This is a genomic window from Streptomyces sp. NPDC059895 (assembly GCF_042731035.1).
In the GTDB taxonomy this organism is placed as follows: Bacteria; Actinomycetota; Actinomycetes; order Streptomycetales; family Streptomycetaceae; genus Streptomyces.
Map to the genome: position 1 here is coordinate 184,482 of NZ_JBHWKO010000008.1, position 26,445 is coordinate 210,926.

Annotated in this window: 17 protein-coding genes, 1 tRNA gene and 2 pseudogenes; 12 read left to right on the top strand and 8 right to left on the bottom strand. The window is 70.4% G+C overall.

Annotation, left to right across the window (positions count from 1 at the left end; genetic code table 11):
• Window positions 1–230 precede the first annotated feature (230 nt).
• The 3 genes from gltB to ACFV9M_RS12665 all read left to right on the top strand — a co-directional run bounded on the left by gltB (window position 231) and on the right by ACFV9M_RS12665 (window position 7,164).
• Entirely contained in the window at window positions 231–4,832 is a 4,602-nt protein-coding gene (gltB, locus tag ACFV9M_RS12655) for a glutamate synthase large subunit (RefSeq protein ID WP_385064278.1), read from the top strand.
• Entirely contained in the window at window positions 4,825–6,288 is a 1,464-nt protein-coding gene (locus tag ACFV9M_RS12660) for a glutamate synthase subunit beta (protein WP_385064280.1), read from the top strand. Before gltB ends, ACFV9M_RS12660 begins: the two co-directional genes overlap by 8 nt.
• Window positions 6,289–6,435: 147 nt before the next feature.
• Window positions 6,436–7,164: a VWA domain-containing protein gene (locus ACFV9M_RS12665; RefSeq protein ID WP_385064283.1), complete on the top strand. Its 729-nt coding sequence runs from the start codon at window positions 6,436–6,438 to the stop codon at window positions 7,162–7,164.
• Between the two features lie 57 nt (window positions 7,165–7,221).
• On the opposite strand, the gene ACFV9M_RS12670 is transcribed toward ACFV9M_RS12665, so the two are convergent.
• Window positions 7,222–8,127, bottom strand: coding sequence for a hypothetical protein (locus ACFV9M_RS12670; protein ID WP_385064286.1), 906 nt, complete (start codon window positions 8,125–8,127; stop codon window positions 7,222–7,224).
• 237 nt (window positions 8,128–8,364) lie between these two features.
• Between ACFV9M_RS12670 and ACFV9M_RS12675 the strand changes: the two genes are divergently transcribed.
• The 4 genes from ACFV9M_RS12675 to ACFV9M_RS12690 all read left to right on the top strand — a co-directional run bounded on the left by ACFV9M_RS12675 (window position 8,365) and on the right by ACFV9M_RS12690 (window position 14,545).
• Window positions 8,365–8,706 (top strand): chorismate mutase, encoded by a 342-nt coding sequence (locus tag ACFV9M_RS12675; protein ID WP_385064289.1) that lies wholly within the window; start codon window positions 8,365–8,367, stop codon window positions 8,704–8,706.
• 214 nt (window positions 8,707–8,920) lie between these two features.
• Entirely contained in the window at window positions 8,921–11,413 is a 2,493-nt protein-coding gene (pepN, locus tag ACFV9M_RS12680; RefSeq protein ID WP_385064292.1) for an aminopeptidase N, read from the top strand.
• 349 nt (window positions 11,414–11,762) lie between these two features.
• Window positions 11,763–13,127, top strand: coding sequence for a pyridoxal phosphate-dependent decarboxylase family protein (locus ACFV9M_RS12685; protein ID WP_385064295.1), 1,365 nt, complete (start codon window positions 11,763–11,765; stop codon window positions 13,125–13,127).
• Complete coding sequence (locus tag ACFV9M_RS12690) at window positions 13,124–14,545, top strand: lysine N(6)-hydroxylase/L-ornithine N(5)-oxygenase family protein (RefSeq protein ID WP_385064298.1); 1,422 nt, start codon at window positions 13,124–13,126, stop codon at window positions 14,543–14,545. The genes ACFV9M_RS12685 and ACFV9M_RS12690 overlap by 4 nt, the downstream gene beginning before the upstream one ends.
• Before the next feature lie 27 nt (window positions 14,546–14,572).
• Here the strand turns inward: ACFV9M_RS12690 and ACFV9M_RS12695 are convergent, their stop codons facing one another.
• Window positions 14,573–16,390: a bifunctional metallophosphatase/5'-nucleotidase gene (locus ACFV9M_RS12695; RefSeq protein WP_385064491.1), complete on the bottom strand. Its 1,818-nt coding sequence runs from the start codon at window positions 16,388–16,390 to the stop codon at window positions 14,573–14,575.
• A gap of 163 nt (window positions 16,391–16,553) precedes the next feature.
• Here ACFV9M_RS12695 and ACFV9M_RS12700 point away from each other — a divergent pair, with 163 nt between their 5' ends.
• The gene (locus ACFV9M_RS12700; RefSeq protein ID WP_385064301.1) at window positions 16,554–17,255 is read left to right on the top strand and encodes an SIMPL domain-containing protein; all 702 of its coding nucleotides are present in this window, start codon (window positions 16,554–16,556) and stop codon (window positions 17,253–17,255) included.
• A 155-nt stretch (window positions 17,256–17,410) separates the two neighbouring features.
• Window positions 17,411–18,841 carry a pyruvate kinase gene (pyk, locus tag ACFV9M_RS12705; protein ID WP_385064304.1) on the top strand — a complete coding sequence of 477 codons (1,431 nt, stop codon included), beginning with the start codon at window positions 17,411–17,413 and terminating at the stop codon, window positions 18,839–18,841.
• Window positions 18,842–18,845: 4 nt separating this feature from the next.
• Here pyk and ACFV9M_RS12710 read toward each other — a convergent pair.
• A pseudogene (locus ACFV9M_RS12710) lies at window positions 18,846–19,443 on the bottom strand (helix-turn-helix domain-containing protein).
• A gap of 166 nt (window positions 19,444–19,609) precedes the next feature.
• Here ACFV9M_RS12710 and ACFV9M_RS12715 point away from each other — a divergent pair.
• Complete coding sequence (locus tag ACFV9M_RS12715; RefSeq protein ID WP_385064306.1) at window positions 19,610–20,020, top strand: RidA family protein; 411 nt, start codon at window positions 19,610–19,612, stop codon at window positions 20,018–20,020.
• 86 nt (window positions 20,021–20,106) lie between these two features.
• A pseudogene (locus ACFV9M_RS12720) lies at window positions 20,107–20,966 on the top strand (transposase); the annotation flags it as partial.
• A gap of 3 nt (window positions 20,967–20,969) precedes the next feature.
• Here the strand turns inward: ACFV9M_RS12720 and ACFV9M_RS12725 are convergent.
• A tRNA-Leu gene (locus tag ACFV9M_RS12725) sits at window positions 20,970–21,051 on the bottom strand.
• Between the two features lie 101 nt (window positions 21,052–21,152).
• On the opposite strand from ACFV9M_RS12725, the gene ACFV9M_RS12730 reads away from it, so the two are divergent.
• On the top strand, window positions 21,153–21,809 hold the full coding sequence (locus ACFV9M_RS12730; protein ID WP_385064309.1) for an ANTAR domain-containing response regulator: 657 nt from the start codon (window positions 21,153–21,155) through the stop codon (window positions 21,807–21,809).
• A gap of 91 nt (window positions 21,810–21,900) precedes the next feature.
• Here ACFV9M_RS12730 and ACFV9M_RS12735 read toward each other — a convergent pair whose 3' ends face one another.
• Genes ACFV9M_RS12735 through ACFV9M_RS12750 form a run of 4 tightly spaced genes read right to left on the bottom strand, consistent with a single transcriptional unit; the run spans window position 21,901 to window position 26,259 of the window.
• Window positions 21,901–22,617, bottom strand: coding sequence for an ABC transporter ATP-binding protein (locus tag ACFV9M_RS12735; protein WP_385064312.1), 717 nt, complete (start codon window positions 22,615–22,617; stop codon window positions 21,901–21,903).
• Complete coding sequence (locus tag ACFV9M_RS12740; protein WP_385064315.1) at window positions 22,614–23,480, bottom strand: ABC transporter ATP-binding protein; 867 nt, start codon at window positions 23,478–23,480, stop codon at window positions 22,614–22,616. Before ACFV9M_RS12740 ends, ACFV9M_RS12735 begins: the two co-directional genes overlap by 4 nt.
• Before the next feature lie 5 nt (window positions 23,481–23,485).
• Window positions 23,486–25,324, bottom strand: coding sequence for a branched-chain amino acid ABC transporter permease (locus tag ACFV9M_RS12745; RefSeq protein WP_385064318.1), 1,839 nt, complete (start codon window positions 25,322–25,324; stop codon window positions 23,486–23,488).
• A 5-nt stretch (window positions 25,325–25,329) separates the two neighbouring features.
• A complete protein-coding gene (locus ACFV9M_RS12750; protein ID WP_385064321.1) occupies window positions 25,330–26,259 on the bottom strand; it encodes a branched-chain amino acid ABC transporter permease in 930 nt (309 codons plus the stop codon).
• Window positions 26,260–26,445: the final 186 nt, after the last annotated feature.

The following is a 26,445-nucleotide window of genomic DNA, read 5'->3' on the forward strand; positions in this document are numbered from 1 at the left end:
CGGGCCGGCGGACACCGATCTGATCGATCTTGTCCGGTTCGGACCCCACACTTCAGGCCGCTTCGCGCGGCCCCCGTCGCGACCCCGCGACGTCCGCATGATGGGACGGAATATCCGGTTCCCGAGAACCGCTCCATCATGTAACCTGCACGAAATTTTGCAGCCACGCAGAGGGCCAGCGTCGTCCCTCGGCACTATGCATATGCCAACTGACGACGACGGGAGAGCCGATGCGTACGCCGCGCCAGCCGTCCCAGCACTCCGCGAATGGCCAGAACTGGTCCTTCATGGATGCTCGCCCTGCTGCGCAGGGTATGTACGACCCCCGTAACGAGCACGACGCATGCGGCGTGGGCTTCGTGGCCACCCTCACCGGCGAGGCGAGCCACACGCTGGTGGAGCAGGCGCTCACCGTACTGCGCAACCTCGAGCACCGCGGCGCCACCGGCTCCGAGCCGGACTCCGGCGACGGCGCGGGCATCCTCACCCAGGTCCCCGACGCCTTCTTCCGCGAGGTGGCCGGATTCGAGCTGCCCGAGGCCGGTGCCTACGCCGTCGGTATCGCCTTCCTCCCCGAGGACGCCACGAGCGAAGCCGTCTCGCAGATCGAGACGATCGCCGCTGAAGAGGGCCTGACCGTCCTCGGCTGGCGCGAGGTCCCGGTCGCCCCCGAACTCCTCGGCGCCACCGCCCGCTCGACGATGCCCGCCTTCCGCGAGATCTTCGTCGCCGACGGTACGAGCAAGGACATCGCCCTCGACCGCAAGGCGTTCGTGCTGCGCAAGCGCGCCGAGCGCGAGGCCGGCGTCTACTTCCCGTCGCTGTCCGCGCGGACCATCGTCTACAAGGGCATGCTGACCACCGGCCAGCTGGAGCCGTTCTTCCCCGACCTGTCCGACCGCCGCTTCGCCTCGGCCGTCGCCCTGGTCCACTCGCGCTTCTCCACGAACACCTTCCCGAGCTGGCCGCTCGCCCACCCCTACCGCTTCGTCGCGCACAACGGTGAGATCAACACCGTCAAGGGCAACCGCAACTGGATGCGCGCCCGCGAGTCGCAGCTCGTCTCCGAGCTGTTCGCCTCGGACGAGAAGGCCATCGACCGCATCTTCCCGGTGTGTACGCCGGACGCCTCGGACTCGGCGTCCTTCGACGAGGTGCTCGAGCTGCTCCACCTCGGTGGCCGCTCGCTGCCGCACTCCGTGCTGATGATGATCCCGGAGGCGTGGGAGAACCACGACTCCATGGACCCGGCCCGGCGCGCCTTCTACCAGTTCCACTCCACGATGATGGAGCCCTGGGACGGCCCGGCCTGTGTCACCTTCACCGACGGCAAGCAGGTCGGCGCCGTGCTCGACCGCAACGGTCTGCGCCCCGGCCGCTACTGGGTCACCGACGACGGCCTCGTCGTCCTCGGCTCCGAGGTCGGCGTCCTCGACATCGACCCCGCCAAGGTGGTCCGCAAGGGCCGCCTCCAGCCCGGCAAGATGTTCCTCGTCGACACCGTCGAGCACCGCATCATCGAGGACGACGAGATCAAGGCGCAGCTCGCCGCCGAGGCGCCCTACGCCGAGTGGCTCGAGGCCGGCGAGATCGAGCTGGGCGACCTGCCCGAGCGCGAGCACATCGTGCACACCCACGCCTCGGTCACCCGCCGCCAGCAGACCTTCGGCTACACCGAGGAAGAGCTGCGCGTCCTCCTCGCGCCGATGGCCAAGGCCGCCGCCGAGCCGATCGGCTCGATGGGCACGGACTCGCCGATCGCCGCGCTCTCCGCGCGCCCGCGGCTGCTCTTCGACTACTTCACCCAGCTGTTCGCGCAGGTCACCAACCCGCCGCTGGACGCCATCCGCGAGGAACTGGTCACCTCCCTGCGCTCCTCGCTCGGCCCGCAGGGCAACCTGCTGGAGCCGACCGCGGCCTCCTGCCGCTCCGTCGTGCTGCCCTTCCCGGTCATCGACAACGACGAGCTGGCCAAGCTCATCCACATCAACGCCGACGGCGACATGCCCGGCTTCAAGGCCGCGACCCTCTCCGGCCTGTACCGCGTGCACGGCGGCGGTGACGCCCTCGCCGCACGCATCGACGAGATCTGCGCCGAGGCCGACGCCGCCATCGACAACGGCGCCCGCCTGATCGTCCTGTCGGACCGCCACTCCGACGCCGAGCACGCGCCGATCCCGTCGCTGCTGCTCACCGCGGCCGTCCACCACCACCTCATCCGCACCAAGCAGCGCACCCAGGTGGGCCTGCTGGTCGAGGCCGGTGACGTCCGCGAGGTCCACCACGTCGCCCTGCTCATCGGCTTCGGCGCCGCCGCCGTCAACCCGTACCTGGCGATGGAGTCCGTCGAGGACCTGCTGCGCGCCGGCACCTTCCTCAACGGCCTGGAGCCCGAGCAGGCCATCCGCAACCTGATCTACGCCCTCGGCAAGGGCGTCCTGAAGGTCATGTCCAAGATGGGCATCTCGACCGTCGCCTCCTACCGCGGCGCCCAGGTCTTCGAGGCCGTCGGCCTCGACGAGACCTTCGTCGAGAAGTACTTCAACGGCACCGCCACCAAGATCGGCGGCGTCGGCATCGACGTCGTCGCCCAGGAGGTCGCCGCCCGCCACGCCAAGGCGTACCCGGCGTCCGGCATCGCGCCGGCCCACCGCGCCCTGGAGATCGGCGGCGAGTACCAGTGGCGCCGCGAGGGCGAGCCGCACCTGTTCGACCCCGAGACGGTCTTCCGCCTCCAGCACTCCACGCGCACCGGCCGCTACGACATCTTCAAGAAGTACACCGACCGGGTGAACGAGCAGTCCGAGCGCCTGATGACGCTGCGCGGCCTGTTCGGCTTCAAGGCCGGGGACCGGCAGCCGATCTCCCTCGACGAGGTCGAGCCGGTCAGCGAGATCGTCAAGCGCTTCTCCACCGGCGCCATGTCGTACGGCTCCATCTCCAAGGAGGCGCACGAGACCCTCGCCATCGCCATGAACCAGTTGGGCGGCAAGTCCAACACCGGTGAGGGCGGCGAGGACCCGGACCGCCTGTACGACCCGGCGCGCCGGTCCAGCATCAAGCAGGTCGCCTCCGGCCGCTTCGGCGTCACCTCCGAGTACCTGGTCAACGCGGACGACATCCAGATCAAGATGGCCCAGGGCGCCAAGCCCGGCGAGGGCGGCCAGCTGCCCGGCCACAAGGTCTACCCGTGGGTCGCCAAGACCCGGCACTCGACCCCGGGCGTCGGTCTGATCTCCCCGCCGCCGCACCACGACATCTACTCCATCGAGGACCTCGCCCAGCTGATCCACGACCTGAAGAACGCGAACCCGCAGGCGCGGATTCACGTCAAGCTGGTCTCCGAGGTCGGCGTCGGCACGGTCGCGGCGGGTGTGTCCAAGGCCCACGCGGACGTCGTGCTCATCTCCGGCCACGACGGCGGCACCGGCGCCTCCCCGCTCACCTCGCTGAAGCACGCGGGCGGCCCCTGGGAGCTCGGCCTCGCCGAGACCCAGCAGACCCTGCTGCTCAACGGCCTGCGCGACCGCATCGTCGTCCAGACCGACGGCCAGCTGAAGACCGGCCGCGACGTCGTCATCGCCGCGCTGCTCGGCGCCGAGGAGTTCGGTTTCGCGACCGCCCCCCTCGTCGTCTCCGGCTGCGTCATGATGCGCGTCTGCCACCTGGACACCTGCCCGGTCGGCATCGCCACCCAGAACCCGACGCTGCGCGACCGGTTCTCCGGCAAGGCCGAGTACGTGGTGAACTTCTTCGAGTTCATCGCGCAGGAGGTCCGCGAGCTCCTCGCCGAGCTGGGCTTCCGCTCGATCGAGGAGGCCGTCGGCCACGCCGAGATCCTCGACGTCGAGCGCGCCGTCGACCACTGGAAGGCCCAGGGCCTGAACCTGGAGCCGCTGTTCCACGTCCCGGCACTGCCCGAGGGCGCGGTCCGCCACCAGATCGTCGCGCAGGACCACGGCCTGGAGAAGGCGCTCGACAACGAGCTGATCAAGCTCGCCGCCGACGCGCTGGCCGCCGACTCGGCGACCGACGCCCAGCCGGTGCGCGCCCAGGTCTCCATCCGCAACATCAACCGCACGGTCGGCACCATGCTCGGCCACGAGGTGACGAAGAAGTTCGGTGGCGCGGGCCTGCCCGAGGACACCATCGACATCACCTTCACCGGCTCGGCCGGCCAGTCCTTCGGCGCCTTCCTCCCGCGCGGTGTCACGCTGCGCCTGGAGGGCGACGCCAACGACTACGTCGGCAAGGGCCTCTCCGGCGGCCGGGTGATCGTCCGTCCCGACCGGGCCGCCGACCACCTCGCCGAGTACTCCACGATCGCGGGCAACACCATCGCCTACGGCGCGACCGGCGGCGAGCTGTTCCTGCGCGGCCGCACCGGCGAGCGGTTCTGCGTCCGCAACTCCGGCGCGACCGTCGTCTCCGAGGGCGTCGGCGACCACGGCTGCGAGTACATGACCGGCGGTCACGCGGTGGTCCTCGGCGAGACGGGCCGCAACTTCGCGGCCGGCATGTCCGGCGGCGTCGCCTACGTGATCGACCTCAAGCGCGACAACGTCAACGCCGGCAACCTCGACGCCGTCGAGGCCCTCGACGACACGGACAAGCAGTGGCTGCACGACGTGGTGCGCCGCCACGCGGAGGAGACCGGCTCGACCGTCGCCGGGAAGCTCATCGCCGACTGGGACGCGTCCGTGGAGCGCTTCAGCAAGATCATTCCCCGTACGTACAAGGCAGTGCTCGCCGCCAAGGACGCCGCCGAGCGAGCCGGTCTCTCCGAGACCGAGATCACCGAGAAGATGATGGAGGCGGCGACCAATGGCTGATCCCAAGGGCTTTCTCAACCACGGGCGCGAGGTCGCCAGGTCCCGTCCGGTCGACGTGCGTCTGAAGGACTGGAACGAGGTCTACGTCCCCGGCTCGCTGCTGCCGATCATCAGCAAGCAGGCCAGCCGGTGCATGGACTGCGGCATCCCCTTCTGCCACAACGGCTGTCCGCTGGGGAACCTGATCCCCGAGTGGAACGACTACGCCTACCGCGAGGACTGGGGCGCCGCCTCCGAGCGCCTGCACGCCACCAACAACTTCCCGGAGTTCACCGGGCGGCTGTGCCCGGCGCCCTGCGAGTCGGCGTGCGTGCTCGGCATCAACCAGCCGCCGGTCACGATCAAGAACGTCGAGGTCTCGATCATCGACAAGGCGTGGGAGACCGGGGACGTCGCCCCGCAGATCCCCGAGCGCCTGTCCGGCAAGACCGTCGCGGTCATCGGCTCGGGCCCGGCGGGACTCGCCGCCGCGCAGCAGCTGACCCGGGCCGGCCACACCGTCGCCGTCTACGAGCGCGCGGACCGCGTCGGAGGCCTCCTGCGCTACGGCATCCCCGAGTTCAAGATGGAGAAGCGGCACATCAACCGCCGCATCGAGCAGATGCGCGCGGAGGGCACCCGCTTCCGCACCGGCGTCGAGATCGGCCGCGACCTCAAGGCGACCGACCTGAGGAAGCGCTACGACGCGGTCGTCATCGCCGCCGGCGCCACGACCGCCCGTGACCTGCCGGTCCCCGGTCGCGAGCTCAAGGGCGTCTACCAGGCCATGGAGTACCTGCCGCTCGCCAACAAGGTCCAGGAGGGCGACTTCGTCTCCCCGCCGATCTCGGCCGAGGGCAAGCACGTCGTGGTCATCGGCGGCGGCGACACCGGCGCGGACTGCGTGGGCACCGCCCACCGCCAGGGCGCGGCCTCCGTCACCCAGCTGGAGATCATGCCCCGCCCGAACGACGAGCGGAACGCGGTCTCCCAGCCGTGGCCGACCTTCCCCATGCTGTACAAGGTCACCTCGGCCCACGAGGAGGGCGGCGAGCGGGTCTACTCCGTCTCCACCACCCACTTCGAGGGCGACGAGGACGGCAACGTCCAGTGGCTGCACCTCACCGAGGTCGAGTTCGTCGACGGCAAGCTGACCCAGAAGCCGGGCACGGAGCGCAAGATCCCCGCCCAGCTGGTCACCCTCGCCATGGGCTTCACCGGCACCGACCGGGAGAACGGCCTGGTCGAGCAGTTCGGCCTGGAGCTCGACGAGCGCGGCAACATCGCCCGCGACGCCGACTTCCAGACCAACGTGCCGGGCGTCTTCGTCGCCGGTGACGCCGGCCGCGGCCAGTCGCTCATCGTGTGGGCGATCGCGGAGGGCCGCTCGGCCGCCCGCGGCTGCGACCGCTTCCTGACCGGCGCCAGCGAGCTGCCGGCACCGATCCGCCCGACGGACCGCGCGCTGATGGTCTGACGGCCCCCGGCGGCCGCCCCACCCGGCGGCCGCCCCCTCAACGTCCCGTACAACGGCGTGCGGAACACAGACGGCGCCTGCCCAACAGTCCCCGACCGGACGACTGGGCAGGCGCCGTCGCACATCCCGGTGTGGCAGGGTGACGCCATGGTCGCGATCAGTCTCAGCAAGGTCCAGGAGACGGCGCCCGCGCTGGTCAGCCTGTACAAGAGCGCCGGGGTGTCCCTCACGAAGCACGGCCTGGACGGGCTGCGTGCCGCCGTCTACCTGGTCGTCGACTACTCGGGGTCGATGAAGCCGCACTACCGGGACGGCAGCGTGCAGGCGCTCGCCGACCGGGTGCTGGGGCTGTCGGCGCACCTCGACGACGACGGACGGGTGCCCGTGGTGTTCTTCTCCACCGACGTGGACGCCGTCACCGACATCGCGCTCGCCGACCACCGGGGGAGCATCGAGCGGATCGTCGCCGGGCTCGGACACATGGGCAAGACCAGCTACCACCTGGCGATGGACGCCGTCATCGACCACTACCTCGACAGCGGCTCCCGGGAACCCGCCCTGGTCGTCTTCCAGACCGACGGCGGTCCGATCAACAAGCTCGCCGCCGAACGCTACCTGTGCAAAGCGGCCGAACTGCCGCTGTTCTGGCAGTTCATCGGCTTCGGCGACCCGGGCAGCAGGCAGTTCGACTTCCTGCGCAAGCTCGACGAGCTGGCCGTACCGGCCCGCAGGGCCGTCGACAACGCCGGGTTCTTCCACGCCGGTTCCGATCCGGGCCAGGTCTCGGACGCGCACCTCTACGACCGGCTGGTGGGGGAGTTCCCGAAGTGGCTGGTGGCCGCACGGTCCCTGGGCATCGTCCGGCCGGGCCGCTGAGGCGGGCACACCGGGGTCCCCCGAGGGCCGGCGGCCGCTCCGGCCCCTCCGGCCCGCCTACGTGTCGCACTCCAGCACCGTCCGGCACAGCCCGCACCGCGCCCGCACCCGCCCCCGCACCGGCACCCTGATCCGCTGATGGCAGGTCGGGCACGCGAACGTCACCCGCAGCGGCCCCGGCCCGTCCGGCCCGAACGCGTACGGGGCGTCCCCTACGGGCCGGGCGTCCCCGACGGGCCGGCCGTCCTGCGCATGACGCCGGTCCCGGGCGTAACGCCGCCGGCCGGCCCATCCCGCCGCCGTCAGCGGCGGCTGCCGCTCGTCGAGCAGGGCCCGCTCCCGCCCCCGCGTGTACGCCGTGTACGCCTGCGGACTGGTGAACCACACCGACGGGTCCTCACCGAACAGCACCGCCCGCTTGGCCAGCACGTACCCGAACTCCTCCGGGGTCAGATAGCCCAGCTTCTGCGAGGAGTCCGCGTCCTCCCGGTAGGCGTCGAGCAGCAGCCACCCCGCGCCCAGATAGGTCGTGGCCGTGTCCGTCAGGATCTCGTTGTCGCGCGTGCCCGGGAACGACAGCCCCAGCCGGTGCAGGAACACATGCGTGATCTCGTGCGCCAACGCGGCACCGATGTCCCGCCGATGCCCGCGGAACCGGTCATTGAGCTCCACGAAGTACTCCGGCCCCGCCGCCAGTTCGACGTTCGCCGCGAACTCCATGTCCCGGAAGCCGACGACGATCCGGGCGTCCGGCAACCGGAAGTGCCGCACCAGCTCGCGCGCCACCCGCTGCGCCCCCAGATGCAGGTCGTCGGTGTCGCAGAACGCCACATCGGCCGGCGCCACACTCGTATCGAACAGATGGACGGTGTCGTAGGACAGCCGCTTGTACAACGCCGTGACGGCGCTGCGCACCGTCTCCAGATGCGGATACCCGTGCTCGACCGCTCCACCGCTGCCCACGTCCGCACCCCCAAGACGCCGTGAACCCGTTCATCCACTGTACGAGGACCGGACGGTACGAGGACCGGGCGGTACGAGGACCGGGCGGGCGCGGGACGCCCCGCGCCCGCCCGGCATCCGCCCCGCGCCCGTCGGCCACCCCCGCCCGCCGCTTACCCCACCCCCTCCCGCCGCCACCTGCCCGAACGGCCCGGGCGGCGGCAGAGCGCACCCGGTGACAGATTAGGGTGAACGCCCATGACCACCAGCCACACCGGAACCGGCGCCGTCGATCCCGCGGTCCTCGAAGAGCTCGCCCGCCTGCGTGACAGCATCGACAACATCGACGCCGCCGTCGTCCACATGCTCGCCGAACGCTTCAAGGCCACCCAGCAGGTCGGCCACCTCAAGGCCCGCCACCAGCTCCCCCCGGCCGACCCGGCCCGCGAGGCCCGCCAGATCGCCCGCCTGCGCGCCCTCGCCGAGAGCGCCAAGCTGGACCCGGCCTTCGCCGAGAAGTTCCTCAACTTCATCATCGCCGAGGTGATCCGCCACCACGAGCGCATCGCCGAGGACGCCGTCCACGGAACCCCCTCCTGACCCGCGCCCCCGCACCCCGCAGCACCTCCCCCCTCGCAGCACCTCCCCCCTCGCAGCACCCGGGTCCCTCCCACCCCGAACGGACCCCACCGCACCCGCGGCCCCGCCACAGCGGCCCCACCGCGAACACCCCCGCCCCGGCGCCCCCGGCGCGGCGCGGGACAAAAAGCACGTACCGGTCCGCCCCTGTGCCCCGCCTGCGCCATCAGGCAGCATGGCATGCATGTCCGTACTGACGCGCGACGAAGCGCAGACCCGTGCCAAGCTCCTCGACGTCCACCGCTACACGATCACCCTCGATCTGACCGCCGGGGACGAGACCTTCGACTCCCACACCGAGATCAGGTTCACCGCCCGCACGGGCGCGGACACCTTCGTCGAGCTCAAGCCGGCCGAGCTGCGCTCCATCACCCTCGACGGCGAGCCCCTCGACCCGGGAATCCTCGCCGACAACCGGTTCCCGCTGAAGAACCTCACCGCCGGCGAGCACGAACTGCGCGTCGACGCGAGCATGCGCTATTCCCGCACCGGCGAGGGCATGCACCGCTTCACCGACCCCGCCGACGGCGAGACCTACCTCTACACACAGCTGTTCATGGACGACGTCCAGCGCGTCTTCGCCGCGTTCGACCAGCCCGACCTCAAGGCCGTCTTCGACCTGTCCGTGACCGCGCCCGAGGGCTGGACCGTCCTCGCCAACGGCATCACCGAACACCTCGGCGAGGGCCGCTGGCAGGCCGCACCCACGCCCCTGATCTCGACCTACCTCGTAGCCGTCGCCGCCGGCCCCTGGCACTCCGTCCGCACCGAACACCGCGGCCTGCCCTTCGGCATCCACTGCCGCCGCTCACTCGCCCCCCACCTGGACGCCGACGCCGACGAGATCCTCGACGTCACCCGGCAGTGCTACGACCGCTACCACGAGAAGTTCGAGGAGCCCTACCCCTTCGACTCCTACGACCAGGCGTTCGTCCCCGAGTTCAACGCCGGCGCCATGGAGAACCCCGGGCTCGTCACCTTCCGCGACGACTTCGTCTACCGTTCCGCCGTCACCGACACCGAGCGCCAGACCCGCGCCATGGTCATCGCCCACGAGATGGCCCACATGTGGTTCGGCGACCTCGTCACCCTCAAGTGGTGGGACGACATCTGGCTCAACGAGTCCTTCGCCGAGTACATGGGCTACCAGACCACCGCCGAAGCCACCCGCTTCACCGACACCTGGACCGAGTTCGGCGTCGTCCGCAAGGCCTGGGGCTCCGACGCCGACCAGCGCCCCTCCACCCACCCCGTCGCCCCCGAACACGTCGAGGACACCGCCTCCGCCCTCCTCAACTTCGACGGCATCTCCTACGCCAAGGGCGCCTCCGCACTCAGGCAGCTGGTGACCTGGCTCGGCGAGAAGGACTTCCTGGCCGGCATCAACGCCCACTTCGCCCGCCACCGGTTCGGCAACGCCACCCTCGCCGACTTCATCGACTCCCTCGCCGGCGCCACCGAACGCGACGTCCACGCCTGGGCCGACGCCTGGCTGCGCACCACGGGAGTCGACACGCTCACCGCGTCCGTCGACGCCCGCCCCGGCGAATGGACGCTCGCCCTCCACCGCGACGGCAGCCGCCCCCACCGCGCCACCATCGGCGTGTACGACCGCGACCTCAACGACGGCCGCACCCTGGTCCTGCGCGAGCGCTACGAGACGGACGTCCCCCAGGACGCCCCCGACGCCCGCCCCGGCACCCGCCCCGCCCTCGTCGTCCCCAACGACCTGGACGTCACCTACGCCAAGGTCCGTCTGGACGACACCTCCCTGGAGACCGCACTGCGCGGGATCTCCGAGATCCCGGACGCGATCACCCGCGCGGTCGTCTGGAACACCTTGCGCGACATGGTCCGCGACGGCGATCTCGCCCCCGACGACTACCTGGCCACCGTCGGCGCCCACCTCCCCCAGGAGACCGACCTCGCCCTCACCCAGGGCGTGCTCGCCTTCGCCGGCACCCACATCGTCGACCGCTACCTCGGCCCCGAGCGGCGGCCCGCCGCCCTGGCCACCCTCACCTCCGTGTGCCGCGACCTGATCCGCCGCACCGAGGACGGCGACCACCCCGGCCTGCGCCTGATCGCCGTACGCCACCGCATCGCCACCGCCGCCCACCCCGACACCATCGCCGCCTGGCTCGCCGACGGCACCGTCCCCGGCGGCCCCGAACTCGACCCCGAACTGCGCTGGCGCGTCCTCACCCGCCTCGCCGTCCTCGGCGCCACCGACGAGGCCGCCATCGCCGCCGAACTCGACCGCGACCCCTCCGCCACCGGCCAGGAAGGCGCCGCCCGCTGCCGCGCCGCCCTCCCCGACCCGGAGGCCAAGCGCACCGCCTGGGCCGCCATGTTCGACAGCGACGACCTCTCCAACTACCTCTTCACCGCCACCGCCCAGGGCTTCTGGCAACCCGAACAGGCCGACCTGGTCAGGGAGTACGTACCGCGCTTCTACCAGGACGCGGTCACCGTCGCCGCCCGCCGGGGCCCCGCCATCGCCGAGGCCGTCGGCCGCTGGGCCTTCCCCGCCCACGCCGTCGACGCCGAGCACCTCGCCCTGGGCGAGGCCTGCCTGAACGACGCCGATCCGACCCCGGCGCTGCGACGCAAGCTCATCGACCAACTCGACGACCTGCGACGGGCGTTGCGCGTCCGACAGGCGTAGCACCCCGAGCCGGCCCGCGGACGGACACCGAGCCGGCCGGCCGACGGGCACCGAGCCGGCCGAGGGACGGACTCCGGGCGGGCGGGCCACACTCGCCCGCCCGGCGTCCCACGACCACCCCCACCACGACCGCACCCTCGCCCACCCGCCCCGGAGACCACCCCGCCCACACCACAGCCCGAGCACCCCCCCACGCCGGCCCCGACACCACCCATCACCACCCGCACCACCCATCACCACCCGCACCACCACCCCCCACGCTCCCACTTTCGGGTCCATTCCCGCAGCCCGCACCGCGTTTCACCGCGCCCGCCGACACACTGGGACTCCCCGCCCCCGGAGGAGCCCCATGAGCCTTCCGCCCCTCGCCTCGGGCCCCCAGGGCCCCACCGGCGACCTGCGGCCCCTGCTCGACACGGTCCTCGACGCCCTGCACACCGGCACCCGGGCCCGCGGCGGCCCCCTGCCCGCAGGCGGCCCCGCCGCGGTCGCCGCACGCGTCCGCGATGCCCTGGGCGACGTCCTGCCCGCCGAAGGCGACCCCCACGCCCTGCGCACCCTCGTCCACGCCCTCGCCGAAGGCGCCGCCGACCCCGCCCACCCCCTGTGCGCGGCCCACCTGCACTGCCCGCCCCTCGCCGTCGCCACCGCCGCCGACCTCGCGGCCTCCGCCCTCAATCCCTCCCTCGACTCCTGGGACCAGGCCCCCGCCGCCTCCGCACTCGAAGCCCAGGTCACCCGCGCCCTCGCCCGCGAGACCGGCCTCGCCGACGCCCTCGTCACCACCGGCGGCACCGAATCCAACCAGCTCGCCCTCCTCCTCGCCCGCGAACGCCACGGCCCCCACCTACGCCTCGTCCACGGCGCCAACGCCCACCACTCCCTGCCCCGCGCCGCCTGGCTCCTCGGCCTCCCCGAGCCCCTCGCCCTCCCCACCCCCACCGGCACCCTCGACCCCACCGCCCTCCACCACGCCCTCACCGACCTGACCGGCCCCGTCCTCGTCGCCGCCACCGCCGGCACCACCGACGCCGGCCTCATCGACCCCCTCCCCGACATCGCCGGCCTCACCGCCACCCACCGCGCCCGCCTCCACATCGACGCCGCCTACGGCGGACCGCTCCTCTTCAGCGACCGCCACCGCCACCGCCTCACCGGCCTCGACAGCGCCCACACCGTCACCCTCGACCTGCACAAACTCGGCTGGCAACCCGCCGCCGCCGGCCTCCTCGCCGTCCGCGACCCCACCGACCTCACCGCCCTCCACCACCCCACCGACTACCTCAACGCCGACGACGACACCCACGCCGGACTCCCCGACCTCCTCGCCCGCTCCCCCCGCACCACCCGCCGGCCCGACATCCTCAAGATCGCCGTCACCCTCAAGACCCTCGGCCGCACCGGCCTCGCCGCCCTCATCGACCAGGTCTGCGCCCACGCCCAGACCCTCGCCGACCTCATCGACGACCACCCCGCCCTCGACCTCTACGACCGCCCCACCCTCACCACCGTCCTCTTCCGCCCCACAGGCGCCACCGACGACACCGTCGCCGCCCTGCGCCGCCGACTCCTCACCGAAGGCCACGCCGTCCTCGGCCGCGCCCACCTCGACGGCCGCCTCTGGCTCAAGGCCACCCTCCTCAACCCCCACACCCACCCCCGCGACCTGACCACCCTCCTCACCCTCGCAAGCGAAGGACCCACCCCCGCGTGAACACCGCCCCCCACCACGACACCGACACCCCCCGCGACCTCGTCGGCATCGGCATCGGCCCCTGCAACCTCTCCCTCGCCGCCCTCGCCCACCCCCTCACCACCCTCGACACCGTCTTCTACGACCAACGCCCCGCCTTCACCTGGCATCCCGGCCTGCTCATCGACGGCGCCCGCACCCAAGTCCCCTTCCTCGCCGACCTCGTCACCCTCGCCGACCCCACCAGCCCCTGGACCTTCCTCAACTACCTCAGAACCCACGACCGCCTCTACCCCTTCTACTTCGCCGAGCGCTTCCACACCCCCCGCGCCGAGTACGACGCCTACTGCCGCTGGGTCGCCGACCACCTCCCCGCACTCCACTTCCACCACCGGGTCGACGCCGTCCACTGGAACCCCGAACGCGACCTCTTCGAAATCGACCACACCCGCCTCGACCCCGACGGAGAAGCCCGAGCCCACGGCCGCACCCACGCCAAGAACGTCGTCCTCGGCATCGGCACCGAACCCCACGTCCCCGACCCCCTGCGCCCCCTCGCCGAGGACCCCCACGCCCCCGTCCTCCACGCCTCCGACTACCTCCGCCACCGCACCACCCTCCTCGCCGCCGACCACGTCACCGTCGTCGGCTCGGGACAGTCCGGCGCCGAGATCTTCCTCGACCTCCTCCGCCACCGCCCCGCCGGCCGCGAGCGGCTCCACTGGATCGGCCGCACCGCGGCGTTCGCCCCCATGGAGTACTCCAAACTCGGCCTCGAACACTTCACCCCCGACTACACCCGCTACTTCCACGCCCTCCCCGAAACCGTCCGCGACCGCCTCGTCGCCGGCCAATGGCAACTCCACAAAGGCGTCGACGCCACCACCCTCGCCGCCATCCACGACGAGCTCTACCGGCGCACCCTCCACGGCGGCTGGCCCGACACCGTCCTCACCCCCGGCGTCCGCGTCCGCACCGCCGGCCGCATCGCCACCACCAGGATCGAACTCCACCTCGAACACATCCACCAGAACACCCGCAGCCGCCTCACCACCGACGCCGTCGTCCTCGCCACCGGCCACCGCGAACGCTCCCTCGACCGCCTCCTCGCCGGCCTCGACCCCTACCTCCGCCGCGACAACAGCGAACGCCCCCGCGTCGACGAACACTTCCGCCTCGTCCTCGACCCCGCCATCACCGCCACCGGCAGCACCGTCCACGTCCAGAACGCCGAACGCCACACCCACGGTGTCGGCGCCCCCGACCTCGGCCTCGCCGCCTGGCGCAGCGCCACCATCCTCAACACCCTCACCGGCAAGAACCCCTACCCCCTGCCCCCACGCACCGCCTTCACCACCTTCGGCCTCGCACCACGACAGCCCCAGATCCCGCCCGCACGCCGGCCGGAAACCCTGACCCCCCTACGGGACGGGACCTGAGACCGCCACCTCACCCCGACACACCCACTAGAACACCGGCGTACCGTTCCGCGTCAGCTTCCAGTCCACCGACGCGAAGTCCGCCGGATCCAGCACACCCTTCGCCGTCACCCACTCCGCGATCCGCGTCCGGATCTCCGTCGACTCCGACCACACCTCGGTCGCGGACGCCACATGCGGGAACGCGCCGCCGCCGTTCGCCCGGTAGTTGTTCACCGCCAGCACGAACTGCTGGGCGTCGTCCAGCGCCGCGCCCCCGTACGTCAGGTTCTTGATCCGCGACCCCGGCGCCTGCGCGATGTCGATCTCGTACGCCAGCCCCGACACATAGTCGTAGTTGTAGTCCGGACGGCTGTTAGCGTTCGTCAGCTTCTCCACGTCGACCACCGCGTCCGCCGCCGTCTGCACGAAATACTCCGCCGAGTACTCCAGATATGCCCGCACCTGCGCACCCGTCATCACCTTCGCCACCAAGGTGTTGTCGTACACGTACAGACTCGACAGATCCCGGATCGTCACCTCGCCCGCCGGGATCTGCGACGTCCGCGAGAACGGCGACGCCTGCGCGATCACCGGCAGCGACGCGTACGACGTCCCCACCAGCGCCGCCTTCACCACGTCCTCCTGCACCTTCGTGATCAGATCGATGATCGGAGCGTCCTTGTACCGCGCCTCCACCGTCGTCAACGTCTCCGTCGCCGAACCGACCACCTGATTGACGTACGCCACGACCGTCGCGTGCTCGTCCGACAACAGCTTCGTGATCCTCGGATCGTCCGCCACCGTGTTCGCGTTCCGCACCGACGCCGCCACCGACTCGACCGTCCACCGCCCCTTCGCGAACACCAACTCGATGTCGAACAACGACAACCGCTCCGCGTACGCCAGCGGTTCCGACAGCACCACCGTCTTCCCGGTCTCCTCGTTCGTGACCTTCAGCTCCGCGATCTCCACATGCGCATGACCCACCAGAATGGCGTCGATCCCCGGCACCTGCTGCGCCACCAGCGCCGCCGAGTTCTCCACATACGGCAACTGGTCACCGTACGACGACGTACCCGACGCACCCGAATGCGCCGACACCACCACCACGTCCGCACCCATCGACCGCAGCTTCGGCACCCACTTCGCCGCCTGCTCCTCCAGACCCGGGAACGTCAGCTTCCCCTGCACATACGCCTTGTCCCAGATCGCGATCCCCGGATTCGTCAGACCCAGCACCGCCACCTTCACCGGCGGAGCGCCCTTCACCGCGAACTTCTTGATGAAGTACGGCGGAAACGCCGGCTTCAGCGTCTTCGCGTCCAGCGCATTCGCCCCGAGCAACGGAAAATCACACTGCTCCTCGAACTTCCGCAGCGTCTCGATCCCGTAATTGAACTCGTGATTGCCCAACGCCACCGCGTCGTACCCGATCGCGTTCATCGCCTGCGCCATCGGATGCACCGGACCACCCTTCGCGGTGATCGGATCCACCTTCGCGTAGTAGTACGTCAGCGGCGTCCCCTGGATCGTGTCACCCGCGTCCAGCAGCAGCGTGTTCTCCCGGCCCTTCTCCTTGCGGACCTGGTTCACCAGCGTCGAAACACGCGCCAGACCCTGCGCGTTGCCCTGTGCGTCCGCGTACTCCGCGTCCTTGAAGTAGTCCCAGTTGAAGACGTGGCCGTGCAGATCCGTCGTCCCCATCACCGTCAGCGAGTACCGCTTCGCCGACTTCCCCGACTTCCCCTGCCCACCACCGGACTCCGCCGCCTGAGCCGCCGGCGCCGCGGCCGCCCCCGCGACCGCCACCCCCGCCCCGGTCGCGGCGGACTTCTGCAGGAACGTACGACGGTTCAACGGCATGCTGTGCTCCTCGGGCAACGGCCAATGACGCGCGTAGACAAACGCGCGTAGATTTTGACCCGCCCACGACGAACGGCAACAGACCCCGCAGGTTTCGATCTGGTGACCCCACCTGTGCACCACCCGTCCCCAAACCCGCGGAACAACTGCCAGAGTGGGACGTATGGCCACCCCCACCACCCCCTACGGCACCCCCGACGCCCCCCTCCTCACCGTCCACGGCGAGACCACCCTCGACGTCGAACCCGACATCGCCCGCATAGGCATCACCCTCACCGCCCGCGGCCGCGACCGCCGCACCACCCTCGACGACCTCACCCACCGCAACACCACGGCCCTCGACCTCATCAAGTCCTACGGCACCGCCATCGACACCCTCTCCACCAGCGCCCTCTCCCTCACCCCCGAACTCACCCCGCACGGCCGCGACGAACACGTCCGCACCTACCACGGCCACCTCCACATCACCACCGCCCTCACCGACTTCACCGCCCTCGGCGAACTCACCACCCGCCTCGCCGACCTCGACCTCACCCACGTCGACGGCCCCTCATGGGAACTGCGCCCCGACTCACCCGCCCACCGCCGAGCCCGCCGGCAAGCCGTGCACGACGCACTCCGACGCGCCCACGAATACGCCGAAGCCCTCAACACCACCCTCACCGCCCTCATCCAGCTCACCGACACCGCCGCCGCCACCCAGACCCCCCGCCCCCGCGCCGCCTTCGACCGCCGCGCCCTCCGCGCCTCCGCGGCCACCCCCGACATCCCCGACCACCCCGAACCCCTCGACCTCCAGCCCCGCCGCCTGCGCATCCAGGCCGAAGTCACCGCACAATTCACCATGGCCCCACCCCGCCTGTGAATTCACCCGACCGGCCCACCGAAAAGCCCCCCGACGTGCTCATAGGAGCACTCGGCCGCACAATGCAACGCCTGTTGACAAGCCTTCACCCAAAGGTCGTTGAGCGGACACGCCCCACCAATTCCCTACCCGGCGGTAAGCCCTACGCTCGACCCATGCGCCGAGCGAAAATCGTCTGCACACTGGGCCCCGCCACCCACCGCCACGACCAGATAAAGGCCCTGGTCGAAGCCGGAATGGACGTCGCCCGCTTCAACCTCAGCCACGGCACCCACGCCGAACACGAGGAGCGCTACCGGCACGTCCGCAAGGCCTCCGACGAAACCGGCCGCAGCGTCGGCCTCCTCGCCGACCTCCAAGGCCCCAAGATCCGCCTCGGCCGCTTCAGCGAAGGACCCGTACTCCTCGAACGCGGAGACACCTTCACCATCACCGTCGAAGAAGGCGTCCAGGGCGACCGCCACGCCTGCGGCACCACCCACGCCGGCCTCGCCGCCGACGTCACCCCCGGCGAACGCATCCTCGTCGACGACGGCAAGGTCAGCCTCGAAGTCACCACCGTCGACGGCCCCCGCGTCCACACCCGCGTCGTCGAAGGCGGCATCGTCTCCGACCACAAGGGACTCAACCTCCCCGGAGTGGCCGTATCCGTCCCCGCCCTCTCCAAGAAGGACGAGGACGACCTGCGCTGGGCCCTGCGCACCGGCTTCGACGTCGTCGCCCTCTCCTTCGTCAGGAACGGCAAGGACATCGTCGACGTCCACCGCATCATGGACGAGGAAGGCCGCCGCCTCCCCGTCATCGCCAAGGTCGAAAAGCCCCAGGCGGTCGAGAACATCGACGACATCGTCGCCGCCTTCGACGGCATCATGGTCGCCCGCGGCGACCTCGGCGTCGAGATGCCCCTCGAACAGGTCCCCATCGTCCAGAAACGAGCCGTCAAACTCGCCCGGCGCAACGCCAAACCCGTCATCGTCGCCACCCAGATGCTCGACTCCATGATCGAGAACTCGCGCCCCACCCGCGCCGAGGCCAGTGACGTCGCCAACGCCGTCATCGACGGCACCGACGCCGTGATGCTCTCCGGCGAGACCAGCGTCGGCAAATACGCCGTCCAGACCGTCCGCACCATGGCCAAGATCGTCAAGGCGGCCGAGGAGGACATCCTCGCCAAGGGCCTCCCCCCACTCACCGAACACGACAAACCCCGCACCCAGGGCGGCGCCGTCGCCCGCGCCGCGGCAGAGATCGGCGACTTCCTCGGCGCCCGGTTCCTCGTCGCCTTCACCCAGTCGGGCGACACCGCCCGCCGCCTCTCCCGCTACCGCTCACCCATCCCCCTGCTCGCCTTCACCCCGGAACCCGCGACCCGCTCCCAGCTCAGCGCCACCTGGGGCGTGGAGACCTTCCTGGGCCCCCACGTCGACTCCACCGACGCCATGGTCGACCAGGTGGACGACCTGCTGCTGAAGTACGGACGCTGCGAGAAGGGGGACGTGGTGGTCATCACCGCCGGCTCACCCCCCGGCGTCTCCGGCTCGACGAACCTGGTCCGCGTCCACCACATCGGGGAGGACGACACGTAGGGGGTCAGTGCTCGGGGCCCACGTGGGTGTCGAGGAGGGCGACAGAGGCCTTCTTGGCGACGGAGATGTTGTACGGGTGGCCGTTCCGCGTGCAGTGCGTCCACTCGACGCCCAGTGAAGGGTTCGAGACCGATCACACGCTCGTGCTTCTTGCCGGGGCCGTGTTGGGGGAAGAGGCAATGCATGTGTTTCGAGTACACCTTGACGTTGCTGCAGCCGGTCCTGCGGACACGACAGACGGAGTTGTCCGGGAAGACCGCGCGCATGGCTAGCTCGCAGTCGTCCATGAGCCCGGGCCACGACTCGGTGCAGGTGATCATGAGGTTGGGCACCCGGTGTGTGGACTGGCTGATGTGGCCGTCGCCCAGGTAGAGGCCGAGGAGATAGCTGTATGCCGACTCCTTGAGATCGCGCCCGTCACACCGCGGACATTTCGGATCGCGCATGGTGTGACATTCGCCGCGTTTCGCTCGGTCGACGTGCTTCCAGTAGCTGACCGTCCCTAGGGGGACGGTCAAGCGCCGGGCGACAGCGGCATTGCTCGCGCCGTCGCGAAGGAGGGTAAGAGCCTTCTGCCGCACGTCAGTGCCATGGAGATTCATGCGGCCACTGTGCGTTACTGGCTGTGGCTCGGCGCAGCGAAAAGCGGATGTTCACGAGAACGGGAACATCCGCTTAGCTTGTTCTTCAACCTCAAGTTGCTGCGGAGTGCTTGCCGGTGGGGAAAATGCGGTGCGTGCCGGCACCACGCTAGGCAGACTCGCGGACATGACTGAGAAGATCACCCGCATCAACCCCGAGCAACTGCATGAGACGCCCGGCTACCACCACATCACGGTGGTAGAAGCAGGGCGTACGGCCTACCTGGCGGGACAGTGCCCGCTTGATCGGAACGGTGACCTCGTTGGCGCCGGTTCCCTTGAGACGCAGGTCGACCAGGTGGTCGCGAACGCGCTGACTGCCCTGGCAGCGGCGAGTGCCCAGCCGCAACACGTGGTGCGGTCAGTGATCTACGTGCGGAGCGACGAGAGGGACATTCTCGGAGCCGCATGGCGTCGGCTCACCGAGTCTGCCCTGGGGCCGGCGTTCACCACCGCCAGCACGCTCCTGGGCGTTGCCCAGCTGGGCTTTCCCGGACAGCTCGTCGAGGTGGATCTCACCGTGGCGCTGCCTGGCTGACTTCGAACGGCGTATCGAACTGGGTAGCCCAGCCGGGCATTCGCCGGACGCTGGGGCGGCCTTCGTCTGATCATGTGCTCCGACCAACCGACGCCGGCTACGACGTCACCCGCTTGGTCTGGGTCCTGCAGGACCTGCCTGTCGAGCTGGTCGGCCGCGTCCGCGGCGACCGTGTGATGCGGTTGTCGAAGCCGCCGCGCGTCTACGACCCGAAAGGCGGCCGGCCGCCGAAGCACGGGCCGGAGTTCCGCTTCGCCAAGCCCGAGACCTGGCCCGAGCCCGCCGTCACCACCCACACCGCCACCGCGAACCACGGCAAGGCCGTCACGCAGGCGTGGGACCGGGTCCACCCCGGCTGACCCACCGGGCTGCCTGGCTGGACCATGAGGGCGAACTCCCTGGGATAGAGGGGACGTTGATTCGGCTGGAGGTCGAGCACCTGTCGAAGGACCGGGCGGCCCCGGCGGTGTGGTTGTGGTCCTCGAAGACCGGCGCCGACGACGCGGACGTCGACCGGGCCTGGCAGGCGTTCCTGCGACGCTTCGATCTGGAGCACACGTTTCGGCTGTTCAGACAGGCGCTGGGCTGGACCCGGCCTCGGCTTCGGGAACCGGAGGCGGCGGACCGGTGGACGTGGCTGATCATCGCTGCCTGCACCCAGCTCCGGCTTGCTCGTCCGGTCGCCCGCGACTTGCGGCATCCCTGGGAGAAGCCAGCGGCACCGCACCGGCTCACACCCGCGGGAGTCCGGCGGACGTTTCGCAACCTCCGCCAGCACATGCCCTGCCCCGCCAGGGCACCGAAACCCCACCGGCCGCCCGGCCCGGGACGGCCGCCCGGCAGCCCGAACAGACACCGGACACCCCGCTACGACGTGGGCAAAACCGTCCGCCGCGAGAAGACACGTGTCGCCCTACAACGGTTGAAAGTTAAAGAACAAGCTTAGCGGTGCCGGGTGCGGGATTCGAACCCGCAAGCCGTGAGGCGCGGTCTTTTGAGGACCGTGTGTATGCCGATTCCACCAACCCGGCAAGACTGGCTGCACGGAAGCATACCGGGTCACCGCAGCTCCCTGCCTCTAGGTAGGCTGCATAAGCAGCAGCACTGCCCCGGCCCGCAGCAAGGAGCCCCCGTGACCGCCCCCGAGTCGCCCCAGCCCGTAGACGCGCCCGACGACGACAAGTCGCACGTGCCTCCGCTGACGACCCGTGTCGTCATCGCCGAGGACGAGGCCCTGATCCGGCTGGACCTCAAAGAGATGCTGGAGGAGGAGGGCTACAGCGTCGTCGGTGAGGCCGGTGACGGCGAGCAGGCGGTCGAGCTCGCCCGCGAGCACCAGCCGGACCTGGTGATCCTGGACGTGAAGATGCCGAAGATGGACGGTATCTCCGCGGCGGAGAAGATCGCGGAGGAGCGGATCGCTCCGGTCCTCATGCTGACCGCGTTCTCGCAGCGTGACCTGGTGGAGCGGGCGCGGGACGCGGGTGCGATGGCGTATCTGGTGAAGCCGTTCAGCAAGAGTGACGTGGTTCCGGCGATCGAGATGGCTGTCTCGCGGTTCACGGAGCTGAAGGAGCTGGAGAAGGAGGTCGCGGACCTCACCCAGCGGCTGGAGACGCGGAAGCTGGTGGATCGGGCGAAGTCGATCCTCCAGACGGCGTACGGGCTGTCGGAGCCGGCCGCGTTCCGGTGGATCCAGAAGACGTCGATGGATCGGCGGATGTCGATGCAGCAGGTGGCGGAGGCGGTCATCCAGGACGCGGAGGAGAAGAAGGCGTCCAAGGGCTGATCGGCCGGTTCCGCTGAGCTGTGGCGAGGCCCGCGCCCCCGGGTAGGGGGTGCGGGCCTCGTCGTGTCGGTGCGTGCGGGACGGTGGCGGTTCAGTCCTCCCCGAGGTAGGCCTTGCGGACGGATTCGTCGTGGAGGAGGTCCTGTCCGCTGCCGGAGAGGACGATCTTGCCGACTTCCATGACGTGGCCGTGGTCGGCGAGGGAGAGGGCGGCCTGGGCGTTCTGCTCGATGAGCAGGATGGTGGTGCCCTGGGACTTCAGTTCCTGGATGGTCGCCATGATCTTCTGCATCATGATCGGGGAGAGGCCCATGGAGGGCTCGTCCAGCATCAGCAGCTTCGGCCGGGACATCAGCGCCCGCCCCATGGCGAGCATCTGCTGCTCGCCGCCGGAGAGGGTGCCCGCGGCCTGCTTCCGGCGCTCGCCGAGGATGGGGAAGAGGTCGTAGGCGCGCTGGATGTCCTTCTCGATGCCGTCCTTGTCGGTGCGTAGGTACGCGCCGAGGCGGAGGTTGTCCTCGATGGTCATCCGGGGGAAGATGTGCCGCCCCTCGGGGGAGTGGGCGAGGCCCAGTGCGACGACTTTGTGCGCGGGGACCTTCCTCAGTGACCTGCCCTCGAACCTGATCTCGCCGGAGAGCGGCTGGAGCAGTCCGGACAGGGTCCGCAGTGTCGTGGTCTTGCCGGCGCCGTTGGTGCCGATGAGGGTGACGACCTCGCCCGCGTCCACCGTGAACGAGATGCCCTTGACGGCCTCGATCTTGCCGTACGCGACCCTGAGGTCCTCGACCTCCAGCAGTGCGGTCACTTGTCGTCCCCTTCTGTGGTGCTGTGCGCCTCGGCCGCCTCGACCTCGGCGGCCTCCTCCGTGCCCGGCGCGCCCTCGAAGGGGGTGCCGAGGTAGGCGGCGATGACGCGTTCGTCGGCCTGGACGACCTCGGCGGGGCCCTCGACGATCTTCTCGCCCTGGACCAGCACGGCGACGCGGTCGCAGAGGTTCATGATGAAGCGGATGTCGTGCTCGATGACGAGGACGGCGATGCCCTTGTCGCGGATCGCGAAGATCAGTTCCTCGGCGGCCCGGGTCTCCTGCGGGTTCATGCCGGCGGTCGGCTCGTCGAGGAGGAGCAGTCCGGGTTCGCTGGCCAGCGCCCGGGCGATCTCGAGCTTGCGCTGCTCGCCGTAGGGGAGGTTGCGGGCGAGGTGGTCGGCCTTGGCGGCCAGGCCGGTGAACTCCAGGAGTTCCAGGGCGCGTTCGCGGGACTCCTGCTCGGCCTTCTTGAAGCCGGGCAGCCGCAGCAGCGCGGACCACAGGCCTTCTCTGGTCCGGGTGTGCCGTCCGACCAGGACGTTCTCCAGAACGGTCATGTTGGCGAAGAGCCGGATGTTCTGGAAGGTACGGGCGATGCCGGCCTGGGTGACCAGGTGGGGTTTGGGCGGCAGGACGGTGCCCTTGTAGGAGACCGTGCCTTCGGTCGGTACGTACAGGCCGGTGAGGCAGTTGAAGAAGGTCGTCTTGCCGGCGCCGTTGGGGCCGATGAGTCCGACGATCTCCCCGGTGTTCACGGTGAGGTCGACGCCGCGGACGGCGGTGAGGCCGCCGAAGCGCATCGTGACGCCGCCGGCGTCGAGGACCGTGGTGCTGGTGGGTGCGGTCGTGGTGGTGGTCATGGCGGTCACGCCCCTGCCTTGGTGACGCCGGTCGCGCTCTCGGGCAGCGACTTGTCCTGCGGTACGTCGAGCTGTCCGGTCTCGTGGAATTCGAGCTGCTTCCTGCGGTCGGCGACCAGGCCCTCGGGGCGGAAGCGCATCAGGAGCATCAGCGCGATGCCGAAGAGGAGCAGCTGGTACTCCGCCATGAACTGGAGCTTGGCCGGGATCAGGTAGAGCAGCGCGGCGCCGATCAGCGGTCCGCTGATGGTGCCCATGCCGCCGAGGATGACGGCGGCGAGCAGGAAGGCCGAGTTGGGCGGCACGGAGCCGGCGAACTGGTACTGCTCGGGGGTGACGCTGTACGACACGTGTGCCTGGACGGTGCCGGCGAGGCCGGCGAGGGAGGCGCCGAGGGCGAAGGCGAGGAGTTTGAGGCGGAAGCTGTTGATGCCCATGGCGGTGGCTGCGGTCTCGTCCTCGCGGATGGCGACCCAGGCGCGGCCGATGCGGGATTCGGCGGAGCGGCGGAAGACCAGGACGACGACGGCGGTGCACACCAGCATCAGCAGGTAGTAGTTGCCGGAGCGGGTCAGTTCGTGGCCGAGGACGTCGTGGGGCAGCCCGAGGTCGAATCCGAGGATCTCCAGGTCGGGGATATTGGGGATGCCGTTGGAACCGTTGGTGACGTCGGGTCCGCTGTTGCCGTTCAGGTTGTTCATGGTGATGCGGAAGATCTCACCGAAGCCGAGCGTCACGATGGCGAGGTAGTCGCCGCGCAGTCGCAGGGTGGGGGCGCCGATCACCACGCCGAAGACCAGCGAGGCGAGGGCGCCGGTGAGGACGGCGGCCCAGAAGGGGAAGTGGACGCCGATGGTCGACTGCGGGGAGCCGGAGACGAGGGCGGCGGCGTAGGCGCCGACGCCGAGGAAGGCGACGTAGCCGAGGTCGAGGAGGCCGGCGAGGCCGACGACGACGTTGAGGCCGAGGGCGACGGTCGCGAAGATGAGGATGTTGGCGCCGATGAGGGCGAACTGGTCGTTGGTCTGGGTGAAGGGGAAGCAGATCGCGGCGACGAAGGCTGCCGTGAGGGTGACGTTGCGGTGTTTGGTGGTGAGGGCGGAGAGTCGCTTGAGCAGGCCGGCGCGGGTGAGGGCGGTGAAGGCGAAGGCGGTGGTGATGAGGAAGCCGATGAACAGTTCGGAGTACTCGGTGCCGATGCCGTAGGCGAAGACGTAGAGGCCGGTGCCGAAGCCGGCGGCGATGACGAGGATCTCGGTCCAGGCGGGGAGCGGCTCGGCGCGGCGGGGTTCGGGGGCGGTGAGGGAGTGGCGCAGGCGGGCCCACAGGGTGGGGGCGGTGTCGGTGGCGTCGTGGGGCTGGTCGGCGGGCAGGCCGAGGGAGCCTGCGACGGCGATGAGGGCGCCGGTGCCGGAGACCCAGGCGCCGGGTTCGAGGTTGACCAGTCCGCCGAGTTCGTTGCTGATGGCGCCGATGGTGTAGCCGGTGGTGCCGAGGACGCCGAGGGCGAGCAGGCGGACGGGGCTGTTGGTGCCGCCGGGGGTGAGCCAGCGCAGGCCCTTGACGCCGGTGGGCCCCCATCCGGCGAGGGTGAACAGGAGGGTGAGGAGGGCGCCGGTGAGGGTGAGGACTTGGAGGCCGCCGGGGTAGCCGGTGACGGTGAGGTTGCCGGGGAACTCCTCGGTCCAGGTCCAGGCGAGGAAGGTGCCGGCGAGGGCGAGGGCGGAGCCGGCCAGGGTGATGGCGCGGGCCGTGGTCGGCGGGAGGGGGATGAGGGGGGTCGCCTCGGTGGTGGGCGGGGTGGTGGTGCCGGTGGTCTTCTGGGTGGGGATGTTGGTTGTCATGGGTATCACGCCCGATCCGCGACGCGTTCGCCGAGGAGGCCTTGGGGCCGGAGGAGGAGGACGAGGATGAGCAGGCTGAAGGCCCATACGTCCTTCCAGGCGCCGCCGCCGAAGAGGTCCATGCCGGGGATGTCGCCGATGTAGCCGGTGGCGAGGGATTCGGCGACGCCGAGGACGATGCCGCCGAGCATGGCGCCGTAGATGTTGCCGATGCCGCCGAGGACGGCCGCGGTGAAGGCTTTCAGGCCCATGAGGAAGCCCATGCGGAAGCCGACCTGGCCGTTCTTGAGGCCGTAGGCGACGGCGGCGATGGCGGCGAAGGCGGCGCCGATGGCGAAGGCCATGACGATGACGCGGTCGGTGTTGATGCCCATGAGTTTGGCGGTGTCGGGGTCCTGGGCGGTGGCCTGCATGCCGCGTCCGGAGCGGGTCTTGGTGACGAAGAAGCCGAGGGCGGTCATGCAGAGGGGGGCGGCGATGAGGACGAAGAGGTCGCCGCGCTGGATGTTGGCGCCGAGGACGTCGATGGGGCCGCCGTCGAACTGGGGGAAGGGGTGGTCCTTCTTGGCGTCGGGGTACCACATCCAGACGACCTGCTGGAGGACGATGGACAGGCCGATGGCGGTGATGAGGGGGGCCAGGCGGGGTGCGGTGCGCAGGGGCCGGTAGGCGAAGCGTTCGGCGGCGGTGGCGACGGCGACGGAGACGAGGACGCCGCCGAGGATCATGAGGGGTACCGCGGCGCCGAGGGCGAAGCCGTCGGGGAGGACGAGCCAGACGGTGAGGGCCCCGAAGCCCCCGACCATGAAGATCTCGCCGTGGGCGAAGTTGATGAGCTGAACGATGCCGTAGACCATCGTGTAGCCGATCGCGATGAGACCGTACATCGCGCCGAGGATGAGTCCATTGGCCAGCTGTTGCGGCAGTTCGTGCACCGCAGGGCCTCCGTGGAGTGGTTCGGATACGGCGCCGCGGGGGCGCGGGGGGGGGGCCCGCGCCCCCCCGGCGGCGGCTGCCCCGTGGGGCCCCGCGGCCCGGGCCCCCCGGTCCGGGGGCCCCCGCACCGGGGGCCGGGGGGGGGGCCCGGGGCGGTGTGGCCGGGCGGCGGGCCGCGCCCGTGA

What these genes read in the sequence shown, in the direction of transcription:
- ACFV9M_RS12715 (WP_385064306.1), top strand. Translation starts at nt 19,610, where the DNA reads ATGACTGAGAAGATCACCCGCATCAACCCCGAGCAACTGCATGAGACG.
- ACFV9M_RS12660 (WP_385064280.1), top strand. Translation starts at nt 4,825, where the DNA reads ATGGCTGATCCCAAGGGCTTTCTCAACCACGGGCGCGAGGTCGCCAGG.
- pyk (WP_385064304.1), top strand. Translation starts at nt 17,411, where the DNA reads ATGCGCCGAGCGAAAATCGTCTGCACACTGGGCCCCGCCACCCACCGC.
- ACFV9M_RS12745 (WP_385064318.1), bottom strand. Translation starts at nt 25,324, where the DNA reads ATGACAACCAACATCCCCACCCAGAAGACCACCGGCACCACCACCCCG.
- ACFV9M_RS12700 (WP_385064301.1), top strand. Translation starts at nt 16,554, where the DNA reads ATGGCCACCCCCACCACCCCCTACGGCACCCCCGACGCCCCCCTCCTC.
- ACFV9M_RS12675 (WP_385064289.1), top strand. Translation starts at nt 8,365, where the DNA reads ATGACCACCAGCCACACCGGAACCGGCGCCGTCGATCCCGCGGTCCTC.
- gltB (WP_385064278.1), top strand. Translation starts at nt 231, where the DNA reads ATGCGTACGCCGCGCCAGCCGTCCCAGCACTCCGCGAATGGCCAGAAC.
- pepN (WP_385064292.1), top strand. Translation starts at nt 8,921, where the DNA reads ATGGCATGCATGTCCGTACTGACGCGCGACGAAGCGCAGACCCGTGCC.
- ACFV9M_RS12685 (WP_385064295.1), top strand. Translation starts at nt 11,763, where the DNA reads ATGAGCCTTCCGCCCCTCGCCTCGGGCCCCCAGGGCCCCACCGGCGAC.
- ACFV9M_RS12665 (WP_385064283.1), top strand. Translation starts at nt 6,436, where the DNA reads ATGGTCGCGATCAGTCTCAGCAAGGTCCAGGAGACGGCGCCCGCGCTG.
- ACFV9M_RS12695 (WP_385064491.1), bottom strand. Translation starts at nt 16,390, where the DNA reads ATGCCGTTGAACCGTCGTACGTTCCTGCAGAAGTCCGCCGCGACCGGG.
- ACFV9M_RS12740 (WP_385064315.1), bottom strand. Translation starts at nt 23,480, where the DNA reads ATGACCACCACCACGACCGCACCCACCAGCACCACGGTCCTCGACGCC.